Origin of the sequence: Psychrobacillus sp. FSL H8-0483 (assembly GCF_038637725.1) — a bacterium.
Taxonomy (GTDB): Bacteria; Bacillota; Bacilli; order Bacillales_A; family Planococcaceae; genus Psychrobacillus.
Genome location: NZ_CP152052.1, coordinates 2,049,113 through 2,065,718, shown reverse-complemented (window position 1 = coordinate 2,065,718; position 16,606 = coordinate 2,049,113). Strand labels below are relative to the sequence as shown.

General features: G+C 38.4%; 15 protein-coding genes. 4 read left to right on the top strand and 11 right to left on the bottom strand.

Annotation, left to right across the window (positions count from 1 at the left end; all coding sequences use genetic code 11):
- Nucleotide 1 precedes the first annotated feature (1 nt).
- Nucleotides 2–1,363, bottom strand: a complete 1,362-nt coding sequence (bioA, locus tag MHB48_RS09845; protein ID WP_342601261.1) for an adenosylmethionine--8-amino-7-oxononanoate transaminase — start codon at nt 1,361–1,363, stop codon at nt 2–4.
- Nucleotides 1,353–2,033 (bottom strand): dethiobiotin synthase, encoded by a 681-nt coding sequence (gene bioD / locus MHB48_RS09840; protein ID WP_342601260.1) that lies wholly within the window; start codon nt 2,031–2,033, stop codon nt 1,353–1,355. The genes bioA and bioD overlap by 11 nt, the downstream gene beginning before the upstream one ends.
- A gap of 431 nt (nt 2,034–2,464) precedes the next feature.
- Between bioD and MHB48_RS09835 the strand changes: the two genes are divergently transcribed.
- Nucleotides 2,465–3,280: a GNAT family N-acetyltransferase gene (locus MHB48_RS09835; RefSeq protein ID WP_342601259.1), complete on the top strand. Its 816-nt coding sequence runs from the start codon at nt 2,465–2,467 to the stop codon at nt 3,278–3,280.
- A gap of 255 nt (nt 3,281–3,535) precedes the next feature.
- On the opposite strand, the gene MHB48_RS09830 is transcribed toward MHB48_RS09835, so the two are convergent.
- The 6 genes from MHB48_RS09830 to MHB48_RS09805 form a co-directional block, all read right to left on the bottom strand.
- Nucleotides 3,536–4,567 carry a LacI family DNA-binding transcriptional regulator gene (locus MHB48_RS09830; protein WP_342601258.1) on the bottom strand — a complete coding sequence of 344 codons (1,032 nt, stop codon included), beginning with the start codon at nt 4,565–4,567 and terminating at the stop codon, nt 3,536–3,538.
- A gap of 142 nt (nt 4,568–4,709) precedes the next feature.
- Entirely contained in the window at nt 4,710–6,401 is a 1,692-nt protein-coding gene (locus MHB48_RS09825) for an alpha-glucosidase (protein WP_342601257.1), read from the bottom strand.
- Between the two features lie 123 nt (nt 6,402–6,524).
- Nucleotides 6,525–8,060, bottom strand: a complete 1,536-nt coding sequence (locus tag MHB48_RS09820; protein ID WP_342601256.1) for an alpha-amylase family glycosyl hydrolase — start codon at nt 8,058–8,060, stop codon at nt 6,525–6,527.
- Between the two features lie 37 nt (nt 8,061–8,097).
- The gene (locus MHB48_RS09815; protein ID WP_342601255.1) at nt 8,098–8,940 is read right to left on the bottom strand and encodes a sugar ABC transporter permease; all 843 of its coding nucleotides are present in this window, start codon (nt 8,938–8,940) and stop codon (nt 8,098–8,100) included.
- Nucleotides 8,940–10,223 carry a sugar ABC transporter permease gene (locus MHB48_RS09810; RefSeq protein ID WP_342601254.1) on the bottom strand — a complete coding sequence of 428 codons (1,284 nt, stop codon included), beginning with the start codon at nt 10,221–10,223 and terminating at the stop codon, nt 8,940–8,942. The genes MHB48_RS09815 and MHB48_RS09810 overlap by 1 nt, the downstream gene beginning before the upstream one ends.
- Nucleotides 10,224–10,357: 134 nt before the next feature.
- Nucleotides 10,358–11,653, bottom strand: a complete 1,296-nt coding sequence (locus MHB48_RS09805) for an extracellular solute-binding protein (protein ID WP_342601253.1) — start codon at nt 11,651–11,653, stop codon at nt 10,358–10,360.
- A 413-nt stretch (nt 11,654–12,066) separates the two neighbouring features.
- Here MHB48_RS09805 and MHB48_RS09800 point away from each other — a divergent pair, with 413 nt between their 5' ends.
- The gene (locus tag MHB48_RS09800) at nt 12,067–13,812 is read left to right on the top strand and encodes a glycoside hydrolase family 13 protein (protein ID WP_342601252.1); all 1,746 of its coding nucleotides are present in this window, start codon (nt 12,067–12,069) and stop codon (nt 13,810–13,812) included.
- A gap of 240 nt (nt 13,813–14,052) precedes the next feature.
- Here MHB48_RS09800 and MHB48_RS09795 read toward each other — a convergent pair whose 3' ends face one another.
- The gene (locus MHB48_RS09795) at nt 14,053–14,298 is read right to left on the bottom strand and encodes a phage holin (RefSeq protein ID WP_342601251.1); all 246 of its coding nucleotides are present in this window, start codon (nt 14,296–14,298) and stop codon (nt 14,053–14,055) included.
- Nucleotides 14,299–14,462: 164 nt separating this feature from the next.
- Nucleotides 14,463–15,014 carry a GNAT family protein gene (locus tag MHB48_RS09790; RefSeq protein ID WP_342601250.1) on the bottom strand — a complete coding sequence of 184 codons (552 nt, stop codon included), beginning with the start codon at nt 15,012–15,014 and terminating at the stop codon, nt 14,463–14,465.
- A 174-nt stretch (nt 15,015–15,188) separates the two neighbouring features.
- On the opposite strand from MHB48_RS09790, the gene MHB48_RS09785 reads away from it, so the two are divergent.
- The gene (locus MHB48_RS09785; protein ID WP_342601249.1) at nt 15,189–16,091 is read left to right on the top strand and encodes a hypothetical protein; all 903 of its coding nucleotides are present in this window, start codon (nt 15,189–15,191) and stop codon (nt 16,089–16,091) included.
- 55 nt (nt 16,092–16,146) lie between these two features.
- Entirely contained in the window at nt 16,147–16,338 is a 192-nt protein-coding gene (locus tag MHB48_RS09780) for a hypothetical protein (RefSeq protein ID WP_342601248.1), read from the top strand.
- A gap of 16 nt (nt 16,339–16,354) precedes the next feature.
- Here MHB48_RS09780 and MHB48_RS09775 read toward each other — a convergent pair whose 3' ends face one another.
- The gene (locus MHB48_RS09775) at nt 16,355–16,540 is read right to left on the bottom strand and encodes a hypothetical protein (protein ID WP_342601247.1); all 186 of its coding nucleotides are present in this window, start codon (nt 16,538–16,540) and stop codon (nt 16,355–16,357) included.
- Between the last annotated feature and the right edge of the window lie 66 nt (nt 16,541–16,606).

The window sequence follows — 16,606 nt, the reverse complement described above, 5'->3', positions numbered from 1 at the left end:
TTTATTCGTGCCTTTCTTTAAAAAATTGGACGATAACTTCTTTTGTTGTATCAATCATCCATTTGATTTCTTCATCCGAAATAACATAAGGTGGCATGAAATAAATAATATTACCGAGCGGACGAATTAGGAGCCCTTTTTCTAGTGCACGCTGATAAATTTGATAGCCTATACGCTCTTCGCTTGGAAATGGTGACTTCGTCTCTTTATTCGCAACTAATTCTATTGCTCCAACGAAGCCAGTTTGACGGTATTCACCTACGTAAGGTAAATGATCAAATGCTATATGTGCTAAATCTTGTAATAGTTTTTGTTTAAATGCTAGATTAGTCAACACTTGATCTTCTTCAAAAATTGCCAAAACTTCCTGCACTATTCTCAAGGCAAGAGGGTTACCTGTATAGCTATGGGAATGTAAAAATGCCTTCATCGTTCCATAGTCGTCATAAAAGGCGTTATACACTTCATTCGTTGTCAGAACAGCGGACAGGGGCATGTACCCACCTGTAATGCCTTTGGACAAACATAAAAAGTCCGGTGTTATATCAGCTTGCTCGCAAGCGAACAATGTACCCGTACGACCAAAGCCAACCGCTACCTCATCTGCAATGAGATGCACATCGTACTCATCGCATAATGCCCGTAGTTTTTTTAGAAAAACTGGTGGATACATTTTCATGCCTGCTGCTGCTTGGATTAACGGTTCAATGATGGCTGCAGAAATTGTATCAGCATGTTGTTTGAATTCTTCTTCTACGTACTGAGTACAAGGTGCATTACAGGTAGCAGGTGACTCACCAAAAGGACATCGGAAGCAATCTGGTCCTTGTGTATGGACGACGTTTAATAATAGAGGAGCATATACTTCGTTATATAAGTCAACCCCTCCAACAGACAATGCTCCAAGTGTTTCGCCATGATAGGCATTTGTAAACGCTAAAAAACGTTTTTTCTTTGGCTGTTTTCTTTGGGCACGGTACTGAAAGCTCATTTTTAGCGCGATCTCAATGGCAGCGGATCCGTTATCGGCAAAAAATACCTTTTCCAAACCTTTTGCTGTCAATTCAACGAGTTTCTCAGCCACACGAATCGCAGGCTCATGAGTAAAGTTCGCAAAAATAACGTGCTCCAATTTTTGCGCTTGCTCAGCTAAAGCTTGGCTTATACGAGGATTCGAATGACCAAATAAATTAACCCACCACGATGAAACTGCATCTAAATAGCGATTACCCAGCTTGTCGTACAACCACACCCCCTCCCCACATTCTATCACTATCGGAGGAAAGGACTCGTAGTCTTTCATTTGTGAGCAAGGATGCCAAATATGTTTTAGATCTAGGCCTTGAAGCTCCTTATATGTCATAGGTCATCATCCTTTCCAAAATTGATTCATCATCAAAGCTTTCAATTGTCCGATTAGCCTCGATGAACACGGTTGGTACTTTGACAAATCTACGTATGGTGTCAATATTATTTTTTTCTAATGCACTTTGCTCGAATTGGTTGAACACAATACCTAGTAAGTCAATATTACGCGCCTTGAGAGCGTTTACAGATAACAATGTGTGATTGATTGTGCCCAGCTTCGTATTCGTCACGAGTATGACAGGTAATGTTGATTCCTCTATAACATCAAGTAATGTCAAAGTAGTATCCGAATGAAGTGGCACATACAACCCACCTGCTCCCTCACAAATAACCGTATCATAATCTAGTTTTAACTTATCAATGTCTTTTAGAAGCCTGTGTGCATTAATTGTTTCTCCTTCAAGCTCTGCAGCAAAATGTGGTGATGCTGGTGTTGAGAAAGAGTATGTATTCAGTGCCTCTTTGGCTAAAGGTTGTAAGCTATATTTTAGATAGGTTGTTGTATCATGATAATAATAGCGGCCTTTATCCTCGACTTCACCCGTTTGTACCGGTTTGTATGGAGTTACTTTATTACCTTGGATTTGGAGATGACGCATGAATAAAGTTGTGATAAACGTTTTTCCAACATCTGTATCCGTACCCACTACCCAAAAATGTTGCAACAATTCTCCCTCATTTACGTTTTTTTAAAGGTTTAAATAAAATGTGTTAACCTGATATTCAAAAATGTTAACACAAATACGATTTAAGGTAAATGATTTTTTCAACTAATGGTAGTGCCAATCGTCGTTCAATCTAACTACAAAAAATCACACATTTTCGCGTCGTATAAATGACCTAAAACGTAGTCATTCATTTCAATACGTTACCGCAACGGCTGCTCCTTCTTTCTTTTCGGAAATACGGAAGTTTACTTTCTAATTTAGAGACCTCTCTTTGTACCTATGTATACACACGCTCAAATCTACTTACCCCATTCCCGGAGCAATTTTTCTCTTACGACGATTGTTTTTAGTTGTTGGTAGTGTAAAATTAACTTGAATATTAAATAAATTAAGAGAATACTACTAATTTATCTAAAAAGGAGACTCACATGTTAACTACAAAACAATTACTAGATATTGAAACCCTTCAAAAGGAATGTGAAGCGTATGATCATTTACAATTAAAATTAAATTGGGAAATGTTTCGGAATAGAGTAACAGATCAACTGGATTTCCTTCATTATGAAAATGATGAACTTGTTGCATTTTTAGGTCTATATGCTTTTGGTTCCACCGTAGAAGTATGCGGAATGGTAAAACCAAGTGAGCGTAGAAAAAAACATTTCTCTCGATTGTTCCAACTCGGAATGGCTACAGCAAAAGAGATGAACTTCAAGAAAATTTTGTTAAATGCACCAGCTAGCTCTACAGAAGCTCAAGCATTTTTAACGAAACATGGGGCTATCTATGGATTTTCGGAGCATCAAATGAAATGGGAAGAAAAGACCTTGGAAGAAGTGAATGGTTTTACACTGCGCCAGGCAAATACCGATGATTTAGACATGCGTGTTCGTTTGTCTGTGGAAGCATTTGGTTTGTCAAACGAAGATGCACTTGCAATGGAAAGTAGAATAGATGGCGATGAGGATACAGACATGTTCATGATTGATGGGAACAAGGAAACAGTTGGGAAAATTCGTGTAAAACGAGAAAATGGAGAAGCGTGGATTTATGGCTTTTCTATCTTACCGACTCATCAAGGAAAAGGAATAGGGCGGAAAGTATTAGCAAAAGTCGTCAAGGAACAGTCTGAATCGGGTCACTCCGTTCATCTGGAAGTAGAAACCAAAAATGCGCATGCACTTAGACTCTATGAATCAATAGGATTCCAAGTGGTACATGCCCAAGATTACTATACGTACTGATTTCTCACATATAAAGAGTGCCACCCACCTAATTTGGAATAGGTGAGTGGCACTTTCAAACTGTCCACAGGTAGTACCATGTTTTCTCATTATTTATGTATTATCAAGGAGTATCGACACCTGAGCAGTTAAAGAAAATCGATGAGGTATTTTTACTGTTCTCACTGTACACTCATCATTCCTGGGTTTGAATTATCGGTAGTGACCTTATTTACCAGCCTTTCTGTAAGTACCAAGTACTCCCCCTTAATTTCCCTATACGCACCGGTCAATCTCGGTACACGAATGCCTTACGACTAGCTGGTGCGGTATAATAATTCGTTTAACAGGTTCCTTTTCATTCTCAAGCATTTGAATCAAACTTCTAGCGGCCTGATAACCAAGCTCTTCTATATTGATATCGATCGAAGTCAACGGTGGCCTGGACATCTCAGCAAACAGGGCATTATTGAAGCTGACAATTGATACTTGCGATGGAATGTCAATTTGCATTTCTGTCAAAGAATTGACGACTCCGAGGGCCATTAAATCATCCGTCACAATAAGTGCTGTGGGTGGAATAGTCCTTTTTAGGAGCTTCTTGACAGCTTCCTGTCCTCCCTCACGCAGAAATTCTTCGTGGATGATATATTCTTCATTTAGCAGTAAGTTGTGGTCTCTTAGAGCGTCCTTATACCCTTGCAAACGATCCATCGTTACAGTGAGGCTTGGGCTTCCTCCAATGAAACCAATTTTTTCATGACCTAGACCAATAACATATTCAGTGGCTTCTTTCGCTGCCAGGTAATTATCATTATCAACATGGGTAATCTTTTCCACAAATTCAAAAGGCTTTCCGATGACGACAAATGGAAAATTCCTAGCTTTTAAATAGTATAGGATTTTGTCATCAATACGTGAGTATAGTAGGATAATGCCGTCTACTCTACCTCCCTGGACCATGTGCACAACACCTTCATATAATTCTTCCTCTGTTTTACCAGTACTCATTTGTAGTGCATACTGTTTTTCGTGTACACCTTCGCTTAACCCCTGTATGACCTCAGCAAAGAAAGGATTTTGAAAAAACACACCAGACGAGTGAGGTAATACAAGGCCTATGACTTTTGTGGATTGGCTGGCAAGACTGCGAGCGATAAAATTAGGATGATATCCTAGCTGATCCATCACTTCTCTCACCCGCTTCTTCGTCTCCTCACTAATACGGGGATTGTTAGCAATCACCCTCGAAACTGTAGAAGGAGCAACATTTGCCAACTTTGCCACCTCTTTAATCGTAATAGCCAATACATTTCCTCCACTCTCTTACAATAATAACAATTATATCTGTAACCATGAATTCCTATATACAAAAAGTATACCTTAACGAAAAATGGTCTGATATAGAAGACATTGTTTGAACGCAAATATCAAGAAGAGGCGATGGCGGTTAAATAGTCCGCTCCGCCTGTTCTGCTTCCTTAAATAAATATACTCTCATTTCATACGGTTGAAGCGAGACTTCCTCCGTGAGTTGATCAGGAGCATCGTCGTAATTGTATAGTATAAGGCCGTAATCAAGCTCCGGAAGACCGTTAAGTTGAAGTACCGTCTGCTTATTGCGGAAATTGCAGAGCACGACGGCAAACTGGCCAGAAATGGAACGCGTGTATATATACACTCCCGGATGTTCCTCCAGTAGTAAATCATATTCGCCATACACAAATACAGGATTTTCTTTTCGCAAATGAATCATTCTTTTATAAAAGTGAAAAATGGAATTTTCATCATTCTGTTGTGCTTCCACATTAATTTTCAAGTAGTTCGGATTGACTTTCATCCACGGTTCTCCCGTTGTGAACCCACTATTTAAAGTATCATCCCATTGCATAGGGGTTCTCGAGTTGTCCCGGCCGTTTGTCCAAATCATTTCCATTACCTCTTCATGTGGACGCCCTTTAGCAAATTCAATGGTATAGAAATTTTTCATGCCAATATCATCATAGTCCTCAATAGAAGGGAATTTGACGTTCGTCATGCCAATTTCCTGCCCTTGATAGATGAAAGGTGTCCCTTGCATAAGAAAATAACAGACAGCTAGCATTTTTGCACTTTCGTTCCAATACTCTTGATCATTTCCCCAGCTAGAAACACTGCGTGTTTGGTCATGATTTTCTAGAAAGAGAGCATTCCAGCCTTTATGGTGTAAACCCTTCTGCCATTTGGTCAATGTTTTTTTTAGTCCAATGACATCTACAGACTGATCTTTTTCCTTATTCCACAAACCAAGATGCTCGAACTGAAAAATCATATCAAATTTCCCGTTCGTTTCACCAACCCATTCATCGGCTTCTTCCACACCGACTCCGTTCGCTTCACCAACCGTCATAATATCATACTGAGAAAAGGTGTTTTCTTTTAATTCTTTTAAATATTCTTGAATACCTGGTTGGTTCGTATGCATATCGAAGGCCGGTACATATTGTTCCCCTGTTGGATTCGGCATATCCGGCAGGCCATAGCGTTTCTTTATATGACTGATTGCATCAACCCGGAAGCCGTCGATTCCCTTATCCAACCACCAGTTTATCATTTTATAAAGTTCTTCCCTCACTTTTGGGTTCTCCCAGTTTAAATCTGGCTGCTTCGTAGCAAACAAATGAAGGTAATATTGATTCGTCAAAGCATCATACTCCCATGAACTACCGGAGAAGATACTCTCCCAGTTGTTCGGAGCTTCATCACCCCTACCATCCTTCCAAAGATACCAATCCCTTTTAGGGTTATCTTTAGACGAGCGTGATTCAATGAACCACGGATGCTCATCGCTTGTATGATTTATAACCAAATCCATTATCAGCTTCATTCCTCGTGCATGGACCTCTGTCAATAATGTATCAAAGTCTTCCATGGTCCCAAACTGTTCTGATATATCCTGATAATCGCTAATATCATAACCGTTGTCCGCATTAGGAGACTTATAAAAAGGAGAGATCCAGATAACATCAATTCCTAGGTCCTGCAGATAATCCAATTTGGATATGATTCCGCGCAAATCACCGATGCCGTCTCCATTACTGTCCTTAAAACTTCTAGGATATACTTGATAACTGACTGCTTCTTTCCACCAATTTCTTTCCATATGATGAAGCACTCCTCTCGTTCTAAGCTTTTCTAAATTTGCGACCGCACGCAATCGACTGCAGCGCATATGATCGTGCCATACGCTAGATACACCAGATGGAATAGAGAGGGACTATATCTGCTAGTATGATTTCGTCTTTTTTGCCCTTCTGCTCCCAAAATACATGAAGGTAACAAATAATCCAATCATAGCTGTAAGAATTCCTATATAAAACCAATTCAACCCCATCTTATCAGCAAGCATATATATTTCTGTTTGCTCACCTTCAAGATTAAACGTATAGTGGTTTCCATTGGACTGTACAGTTTTCCCACCAAGCAGACCTCTTAACTCTTTCCCTTTTTCCAGCTCTTCTTCGAGAACTACCTTTTGTGTTTCTGACGTATTATTAATGGCAACAACTACAGTTTCATTCTTATAACTCCTTTTGTAGACAGCCATTCCTTCTTGTTCAAACAAAAGCTTCATATCGCCTCTTGTCAGGGAAGGTAGTTTCTGCCTTAACGCCCCTAGCTCTGTTATATAATCAATTACATTTGGATCTGCATCAAAATCCATCATCCTACGATTATCTGGATCGTTTCCACCATCCATGGCAATTTCGGTCCCATAATAGACAATTGGAATTCCAGGTGCAGTGTATAAATAAGATAGCCCTAGCTTCAATCGAGTAACAGGGTCCTGATTGTTGTTAATTGCTAAATGAGAGAACCGGGTCATATCGTGGTTGTCGAGAAACTGTCCTAGCAGCTCTGGACGATCAAACAACTTCTCATTTCTAGTAACATTTGAGAAAAGCCAGCCGAGGGACTGATCGGACTTTTCAAAAGCTGTACGCAAGCTATCATTCTGCGAAAAATCCATAAATCCATCGATTCCAGTATCCTTATAACCCGTTATTACGTTCGGATTGTCGTGCCATACCTCACCGATGAGAAAGAATGAATCTTTCTCTGATTTTACAGCTGCTGAAAAATCTGTCCAAAAGTCTTTTGGGACATGTTTTACTGTATCAAGCCTGTAACCATCGATATCTGTTTCACTAATCCACCATTTAGCAGCATCCAAAAGGAACCTCCTCGTGTCCGGGTTATCCTGGTTCAGGTCAGGTAAATCAAAAAGCCAACCTTTCTCTACTTCCTCCTGGTCATTCCAGTTGGTAATTGGCTTTTTTTCATGGAACCAATCTTCTTTCATAGGATCATCTAACCATTCATGGCCAGGTCCGACATGATTAACAACAAAATCCAGAATAACCTTCATATCTCGATGATGAGCTTCCTGCACGAGTGTTTTAAATTCTTCCATCGTGCCGAAGTATTCATTTGTTTTATAAAAATCCTTTACCCAGTAACCATGATAACCTTTTTCCGTATTTTCAAAGATAGGAGTCAACCAGATGGCTGTGAAACCCATCTCTTTCATATAATCCAGTTTTGTGGTGATTCCTTTGAAATCACCTCCGTGATATGCTAATGGATTATTTAGGTTAGCGTCTTTGTCATTCTTGCTATCACCGTTGTGGAATCGGTCTACCATAATCATATAAATGATCTCATCCTGAATCATTCGTTCTTCTTTTACGGCTGCAAGTGGCGGCTTAGGGTTGATTAATAGAAGCATAATAACAACGAGTATTGATACGCTCTTTTTCATGGTCGTCCTCCCCAGCTAATTCTTTATAGAACTGTAATTAGCCTTTTGTACCCCCTGCTGTCAAACCGGATATAAAGTATTTCTGGAACATCAAGAAAAGAATGGTGATCGGAATAGCAATTAATACTGATCCTGCAGCAAAAGTAGTGAATTCATTTCCAAATTGCTTGGATACTAGTTCATATAAACCTACACCCATAGTGAATTTCTCTTCCGAGCGTAGCATGATGCGTGCAAGGATGAAGTCCCCGAATGGAGCGATAAAGGCAAAGAGCGCTACTACAGCAATAATTGGTTTCGCTAGAGGCATAATGATTTGCCAGAAGATACGTAAATGGCCAGCTCCGTCCATTCTTGCAGACTCATCTAATTCCTTAGGAATGGTATCGAGATATCCCTTCATAAGCCAAGTACTCATTGGGATTTGCCCTCCGACATAAATGAGGATTAATCCTACATGAGTGTCCAGGAGTTCCGTTCTTTGTGCGAGTACAAATATGGCTATAAGAGCGGCAAAGTTTGGAATCATCTGAAGTACCAAAAAGGTAAGAAGTCCATTTTTCCTTCCGATAAATCGATAACGAGAAAAGGCATAACCAGTCAGAGAAACACTTATTACCGCTAAGACCATGGTGATTAAACTTATTTTCATCGAATTTAGATACCATAATATATAATTGGACTTCCCTGTATCGAACAAGTCTAGGTAATGTTTAAATGTCGGATTTTCCGGAATCATGGAAGAACCTGATAAACTTTGGCCGGGATTCAAAGAAGACCCTATAACCCAAAGCAGAGGATAAATCACGACCACAACCGCAAAAAGGAGAACAAGATATGAAACTGTCAGTCTGATAATTTTTTCAGTCTTATTAGTCATTACATCATATCCTCCTGTTTAAATGAATTGGTTCGTTTGAACTGCCATAATGCCACTGTTACAACAATCAAGGACAAGAGCATCGTAATTGCTGCCGCTTTTCCATATTGTCCTGAAGTCATCGTCAACTTATAGATCCAGGAAATCAATATGTCACTCCCCCCAGCATTTTGTCCTGGTAATGCAGGGCCCCCGCCGTTGAAAAGAAAGATAACATTGAAATTATTAAAATTAAATGTATACTGCGTAATAAGAATCGGAGCGGTAGCGTACAAGACCATCGGCAAGGTAATACTCCGAAAGTTCTGCCAAATCGAAGCTCCATCTACGTTTGCAGCCTCATATAAATCCTCTGGGATGGACTGCAGTACCCCAGTTGTCATTGCAAAAACAAACGGGAAGCCAAGCCACGATTGAATCAAGATTAACGCTACACGTGTCCAAAGTTCTTCGGTCATCCAAGGAAGGGGCTCCATTCCAAAGAATTGGAGAATACTGATGTTAATAACGCCGAAAGATTCATTGAACATTCCAGAAAATATCAAGATCGATATAAAAGCTGGAACTGCCCATGGAAGAATCAAGATTGTCCGAAAAACAACTTTTCCCTTTAAATCCTTTTGATTCACTAATACCGCTAAAAAGACGCCAATAGCAACTTGTAGTGTCGTTGCTCCAAATGTCCAAACAATTGTCCAACCGAGCACTCCAAAAAAAGTTGTTCTCCAAAGATCCAACTTGAAGATATCAATATAGTTCTGTATCCCTACCCAATCAACTAGTTTAGCCGGTGGAGAATGGTATAAATCATAGTTTGTAAAAGATAGTAGAATAACAAAAATGATTGGGAATATGACGACGAAGATTAACAATAAAAAGCCAGGGGATATCATTAAATACGGAAAGCCGTTATCCAAGAGGTTATGATATTGCTCCTTTACATTATTTAAGGTGAAACCTTCATCTCGCTTTCGGCCGTTATGATAAGCATCATAAATATTGAACGCATAGATGCCAAGCCCTATAATTGCTACCAACAACGCGATGATTCCATCGATTAGCAAGAAAATGGAATGGTCGAGCCGAGGAATCGTCCCTAATGTGAATAATCCCCAAAATCCCCAACTTAGTGTTTGAGAAAAGCTACTGATAAATGCGGCTGCTAAAATGAATAAAATGATACCTTTAACGTACTGCTTATTATAAAATTGCCCAAATCCCGGAATTATCGATAATAATCCGGCGTTCCGTTTATGTTTGGTTATGACATTACTATCCACCACAAATACGACCTCCTTCTTTCCTTTGAAAGGAGAATACTCTCTAATTTTTGTATAAACCCTTGCTCAAATAATCGGTAAGCGTAAGATATAAGCAAAGCCATGCTTCCTATATGGAAACATGCCTTTGCCTACTGTCATTTACTTGGGTGATTTGTTTCTATGTTTGTTTTGATTGTTTTAACCGCATCATCCATTGCAGCTTTTGGTTCTGCTTTGCCTGTAGCAATGGTTTGCAATGCAGAAGCTGCTGGACCCCAAACCTCGCCCATTTCAGGGATGTTTGGCATTGGCACAGCATACTGAGATTGTAGCGCTACAGCCTTTGCCCCTTCATTTTCAGCAATGATAGGATCTTCAATCAATGTTTTTACTGGTGGAATTTCTTGTGTTGTTTCAAAACGAATTTTAGCATTCTCTTCGTTTGTCAACCATTCAACCAATTTTGTAGACCAATATTTATGTTCTGTAAAGGATGAAACATGCCATCCTTTAACTCCCATAAATGTTTTCATGTGATCTCCGTTCGGAAGAGTTGGCATAGCAGAAACACCGATGTCAATGCCAGCATCCTTCATGCTTTGAAAAGCCCATGGTCCATCCATAACAGAAGCGACTTTTCCTTCATTGAAAAGCCCGTCTTTTGCAGAACCCCCACTTTCTCCTATAATCCCTTTAGGGAACAAGCCTTCTTTATACCATTTTTGAATATATTCCGCGCCGGCAACTGCTCCGTCATTACCCAGACCAACATCCTCACGGTCAAGTGCACCTTCGTTGTCTTTGAATACATAACCGCCCATGCCGCCAATTACACCATGAGCAAAGTAAAAGTTATCCCATAATGCAAGGAATCCAAACTGTTTACCATCCGAAAATTCTTTAGAAAAATCATACACTTCGTCCATTGTTGCAGGTGGTTCAGACATTAATGCTTTATTATAGATAAATACAGGTGTTTCTGTTGCTTTTGGCAATCCATAAAGTTTACCATCGTATTTTTGTGCAGTGATCGAAGAATCAGTGAAAGTAGAAAGAACTTCGTCACTTACTTCAATTTCCTGAATTAAGCCTTCCGTTACTACCTGACCAATTTGATCATGAGGTAAAGTAACGATATCTGCTCCAGTTCCAGAAGGTCCGTCCAGGCGGAGCTGGTCACGCATTTTATCAGCCATACCTAGTTCTTTAAATTCCACTTTAATACCGTATTCTTTCTCGAAAGACTCGATTGCCGGTTTTAAAGCGACCGATTTATCTGTATCTTCCCAAACTACAAGTTTTTCCGGTTTTGCAGGTTCATCTGATGTAGTGCCAGTATTTTCATTAACATTGGAAGTAACAGTAGTTGTTTCCTCTCGATTAGGTCCACAAGCAACCAATAGTCCAATGATAAATACCAGCATGATTAACAACGATAGTGACTTTTTCATTTCTTTACCCCCTCATAAGTGTATAGATCTCTTCTTCCCCAAGTTGAACAAGCGCTTGCACAAACATACTATTGTAACCGTTACCATTTATCGCTATATATTTTTATGCATATCCCTATAATGCTTGAAATATTCTAGTTAGTATGAGGAATTTTTGATAGATAAAATCTATGAAAGCGATTGCACAACTTATGAGTCTATTATACATTTATTCTAATGTTTAACAATATCTATTTTCTTTTTATTTAAAAAATTCTGAAACAAAATTATTTAGAGGGTTTTCCATTCTATAATAGTAGTCTAGTTTTTTAAAAAAACTAATACTTGTTATATTTAATTCGCTCTGATACTTTTAATATACAGAATGTTTTGTTTACTAAGTGCAAACGATTGCACAATAAAGGAGTTTTGTTATGGAAAAAGCCGCTATTTTTCACAGGCCTGTCGATAATTTTGCTTACATGGTAGACGATCGTACTTTGCATATCCGTATTAAATCAAAACAAAATGACCTGACGCGTGTTTCTTTGATTATGGGAGACCCGTACATCTGGGAAAATGGGGAATGGCAGTTTTCAGAAGTTCCAATGACCCTGGCCGGAAGTGATGGACTGTTTGACTACTGGGAAGTAGAAGCATTCGCCATAACTCGTAGACTGCGGTACGGTTTTAGGCTTTCTTCTCTCAATGAGGACCTTATTTATACAGAAAAAGGATTTTATAAAATAGCCCCAACTAATTCTGATTATTATTTTTGTTTTCCTTACCTCCACAAAGAAGAAAAGTTTAAGGCACCTGAGTGGGTGAAGGAAACCATTTGGTATCAAATATTTCCGGAGCGCTTCGCAAATGGGGACCCTTCGATAAATCCCAAAAATACGAAGTTATGGGGTAGTGAGCTGCCAGCAATAAATAATTTCTTCGGTGGTGACTTTGCTGGGATTACTGAACATCTAGACCATCTTTCAGATATCGGTGTTAACGGCATATATTTCAATCCGATTTTTAAAGCTTATTCCAATCATAAATACGATTCGATTGACTTTATGGAACTTGACCCTCAATTTGGCGATGTAAACTCTTTCAAGAAACTGATTTCCGAGTGCCATAACAGAGGAATCAAGGTTATGCTGGACGCAGTTTTCAACCATAGCGGCTACTACTTCCCACCTTTCCAAGATGTTCTGGAGAAAGGTGAGAATTCTCTTTACAAAGATTGGTTCCACATACACAACTTTCCCGTTCAAGGGGGAGCAAGACCGAATTATGAAGCTTTTGCTTTTGTTGAATCTATGCCGAAATTGAATACTTCAAACCCAGAAGTAAAAAAATATTTGATGGATGTGGGGACATATTGGATTAAGGAATTTAATATTGATGGCTGGCGACTAGACGTAGCTAATGAGGTAGATCACTCCTTCTGGCGTGAATTTAGGAGAGCTATGAAAGACGCAAAACCAGACCTTTATATACTTGGAGAAATATGGCATGATTCCATGCCGTGGCTTCGTGGAGACCAGTTCGATGCAGTCATGAACTATCCTTTTACAACAAATATATTGAATCTAGTTGCTAAAGGAAATATTAGCTCCAAACAATTTTTAGAGAATATGAGCGCGGTATACTTTAGCTACCCAAAAAACGTGTTCGATTTCACCTTCAATCTGATAGGTAGCCATGACACCTCAAGGATCTTGACAGAATGCGATGGTAATGTGAAGCGAACAAAACAGGTTTTTACTATGCTCCTTACCTTTATGGGAACGCCTTGTATTTATTACGGAGATGAAATTGGGCTAACAGGTAAAGGAGATCCCGGCTGCAGGAAATGCATGGATTGGGACGTGGAAAATCATAATTCCGACATTAAGAATCATGTACGGACATTGACTACACTTCGTAAAACAGAGAAGCTCTTGGCGAACGAAGGAGCAGTTCGTTTCCTGTTACCTCAAGCAGATAATGGTATATTTGGTTATCGGAAGTACACCGAAAAAAAATCCGTTGTTGTCCTTCTCAATCCAAATTCGGCAGAACAAACCTTTTCACTTGAAACAGGCAGCAATTATGAAGTTCTCTATAGCTGTGAAGCCGAATTCGATGCTCCTCAAATCAAATTGGGGGAATACGGATTTTGCATCTTGTCTGACACCCATTGATTTTCGATAAAATTTTTCCGTGTTTAGCCTCCAAAATCGAGTGGCTCATGCACAAGAATTCTAGATGTAAAACTAATGACTTCCCTGAACGTTTAAAGCCCTGATCTACTCATTTAAGAGTGCATCAGGGCCATTTCTTAAGTATGAATTTACGCTTTGAATTGAAAAACTGCATGTTCCTAACTACTCAAAATAGGACATAAAACGATGGGAAATCGCTTTACATCCTAGGAATCTCTTCTATTTTAGCCCTCTATCTTTCAAATATTGCGTATTACGTCTTGCTTTGTAACGCACATCATTATTTTTCCACCAAGCCCAAATGGATATTAAAAGAGTGATTATAAACGTAATATCTTCATTAGTAATTGGCAAAGCCTTATAACCTTTCATAACTAAAAACTGGTTAATCCAGGCTAGTAATAGTATGGTAGTCCGAATAATCATCATTTTATCAAACGGTGCCGGATTCTGTTTATTCGTCAAATTTGGCCCCCCTAAAAGATTTGATTAATAGTTGTGCACTATAATCATATGATTCTATGGTTTGTCCTTATTCGACACTTTATTCTTTTTAAATATGCTATTTGTAACTATACGAAATACCTTTCAATTAAGAACTTTCATTCCTAATTGAGCAATAATAAAGATCACTTCTCTATACTAATCCAATCACTAGCAAGCATACCGTAAACAACATGATCCACATAGTGATCATAAAGCCACTCTGCTTGTCTCACACAGCCTTCTTCTGTGAATCCAAGCCTTTCGGGAATTGCTCTGCTTTTTTTATTTTCTACAGCTGCACGAATTTCCACTCGATTCAATTTCAAGTCAATTAAAGCATAATCTACAAAAGCATGGACAGACTTCGTCATTAAACCTAATCCTACATAGTCATTTCCAAGCCAATATCCAATACTTGTTGATTTATTATTCCAATCGATTTTGTGAAAACCAATAACTCCGGCTATTTTACCGTCATACCAAATGCCTGCTTGGAATCCATTATTCTCACCGAATTGTTTCATAGTAGATTGGATAAAGTTCTGCGTATCTGCAACAGACTTCGTGTAATCAATGAATGGTAGCCATTCCTTCAGTGTTTCTTTTGATTGTATCGTTAAATCGAACACATGTTCAGCATCCCGTAAATCGAGCATTTTTAGCTCTGTGTTGTCGTCTATTTTGTGTGTAAACATGAAAATATCCCCCTATTTCTCCTTATTTATTCCATATTATAGTATAACAAATAATTAGATACTTAAAAATAGTTTTAGGTTTACATAATAATATTATGTAAACCTAAATATTTATACTTCTCTATTGAAAGATTAGTTTGACTTCTATAAACTCAATTTATAGAGAAAAACGGGGTGAGAAAAATTCAACAAACGAATATGAATAGCGAAAAAAGAACGTTTTTCCAATGGGTTAATTTTTTTATTCCGTATTTATATACTGCAGGAATTGTTGTAATTATAGCTTGGATGATGGTTGCATCCATTTTAATCGGGATATCGACGATGAAAGAGAATCCAGAAGCTTTACTTTTACAATCTGAGTCTGAGATTAATAATGATGTACAAGAAAAAGAAACCGCATTTACCATTATTGTTAAACCTTTTGTAGAATCTAACTTCAATCAAATTATTTTCCGTGGTCTCTTTTTACTCTTCATCTGGTTGCTGTTATTTTTAACTATCCCTGTCGCCTTTAAACGTTTGAAAAGATTCAAGTTTTTAAACTTGGAATTTGAGGTAGACAATATAGAACAAGCTGCTATAGAAACGGTTGAAATTAGCGGAACTAAGGCGAGGCTTATGGCATATTTCACTGGTGATGATGCGTCTGGTAGAACGTTAGATTTCTTATCTGAATCTACGATAGACTATAAAGAAGTATTAGAATATTTCCTAGCGGAAACCCAAATGGGGTACAAAAACCATCCAATCAATGGTGCATTTACGTATAACATATTCCATAATACTGCTCCTGAAAAATTACGTGATTTAGTGGAAGAATCAAAGGAAACTGGAGAATCTGCGGTTTGGAATAAGATAGATGAGGATAATTTGTTAAAAAAGAGCTATCTTGTATACTATTTCTTTTACAATCGAAACGAATATATTACTGTGATAGAAAGCTATACGTATTCCTTTGATATTTTAGATAAATACTTATTTGAGCTATTACATCAGACTGTTAGTAAAAATATAGAAAATATTGAGTATATGGTAGCATTAACAAACACAATTGAGCTGATGGATGAAGAATGACTCGCTTGACCGAACGCCAAAAAATCATGTAATATAAAGGAAAGGAGTGATTCATATGGTCAGTGTCAAAACTCCAATTAATACCGATGATATTAAAGAGCGTGCAGCAAGTAAATTAAGGCTATTCAGTGCAAGTAAAAACACGAAACGTGAAAAGCGTGTAACTGGCGATATGGTAAAGCCGATACATGTAAGTAAATCGGACCCATTAGTAAAAAGAATCACTAACTATCAAAAAAATAATTAATCCTAGCCCACTTTATTCAAAGTGGGTATTTTTTATTGTATTTTAAGTTTTTGGAATGTTTTTTTGCTAATTCCTGCATGATTGGCGAAGATCCAACTAAATCCGCTGCTTGCTTAACTGGTAGGCGCCCTAGATTAATGTCACTAATGCTTTTAAATTTCTCTCCTTTTAAATACTTCGCGTAGATTTCAGATATCCTCATGTACGATCCATCCTTTTCAGCTTTTGGTACAGTATGTGTATAACGTAGTATATTCCATCCTTACCG

Bases quoted from the DNA above. Each gene is read 5' to 3' on its own strand.
- bioA (WP_342601261.1), bottom strand. From the start codon at position 1,363: ATGACATATAAGGAGCTTCAAGGCCTAGATCTAAAACATATTTGGCAT.
- MHB48_RS09835 (WP_342601259.1), top strand. From the start codon at position 2,465: ATGTTAACTACAAAACAATTACTAGATATTGAAACCCTTCAAAAGGAA.
- MHB48_RS09825 (WP_342601257.1), bottom strand. From the start codon at position 6,401: ATGGAAAGAAATTGGTGGAAAGAAGCAGTCAGTTATCAAGTATATCCT.
- MHB48_RS09820 (WP_342601256.1), bottom strand. From the start codon at position 8,060: ATGAAAAAGAGCGTATCAATACTCGTTGTTATTATGCTTCTATTAATC.
- MHB48_RS09815 (WP_342601255.1), bottom strand. From the start codon at position 8,940: ATGACTAATAAGACTGAAAAAATTATCAGACTGACAGTTTCATATCTT.
- MHB48_RS09805 (WP_342601253.1), bottom strand. From the start codon at position 11,653: ATGAAAAAGTCACTATCGTTGTTAATCATGCTGGTATTTATCATTGGA.
- MHB48_RS09800 (WP_342601252.1), top strand. From the start codon at position 12,067: ATGGAAAAAGCCGCTATTTTTCACAGGCCTGTCGATAATTTTGCTTAC.
- MHB48_RS09790 (WP_342601250.1), bottom strand. From the start codon at position 15,014: ATGTTTACACACAAAATAGACGACAACACAGAGCTAAAAATGCTCGAT.
- MHB48_RS09780 (WP_342601248.1), top strand. From the start codon at position 16,147: ATGGTCAGTGTCAAAACTCCAATTAATACCGATGATATTAAAGAGCGT.
- MHB48_RS09775 (WP_342601247.1), bottom strand. From the start codon at position 16,540: ATGAGGATATCTGAAATCTACGCGAAGTATTTAAAAGGAGAGAAATTT.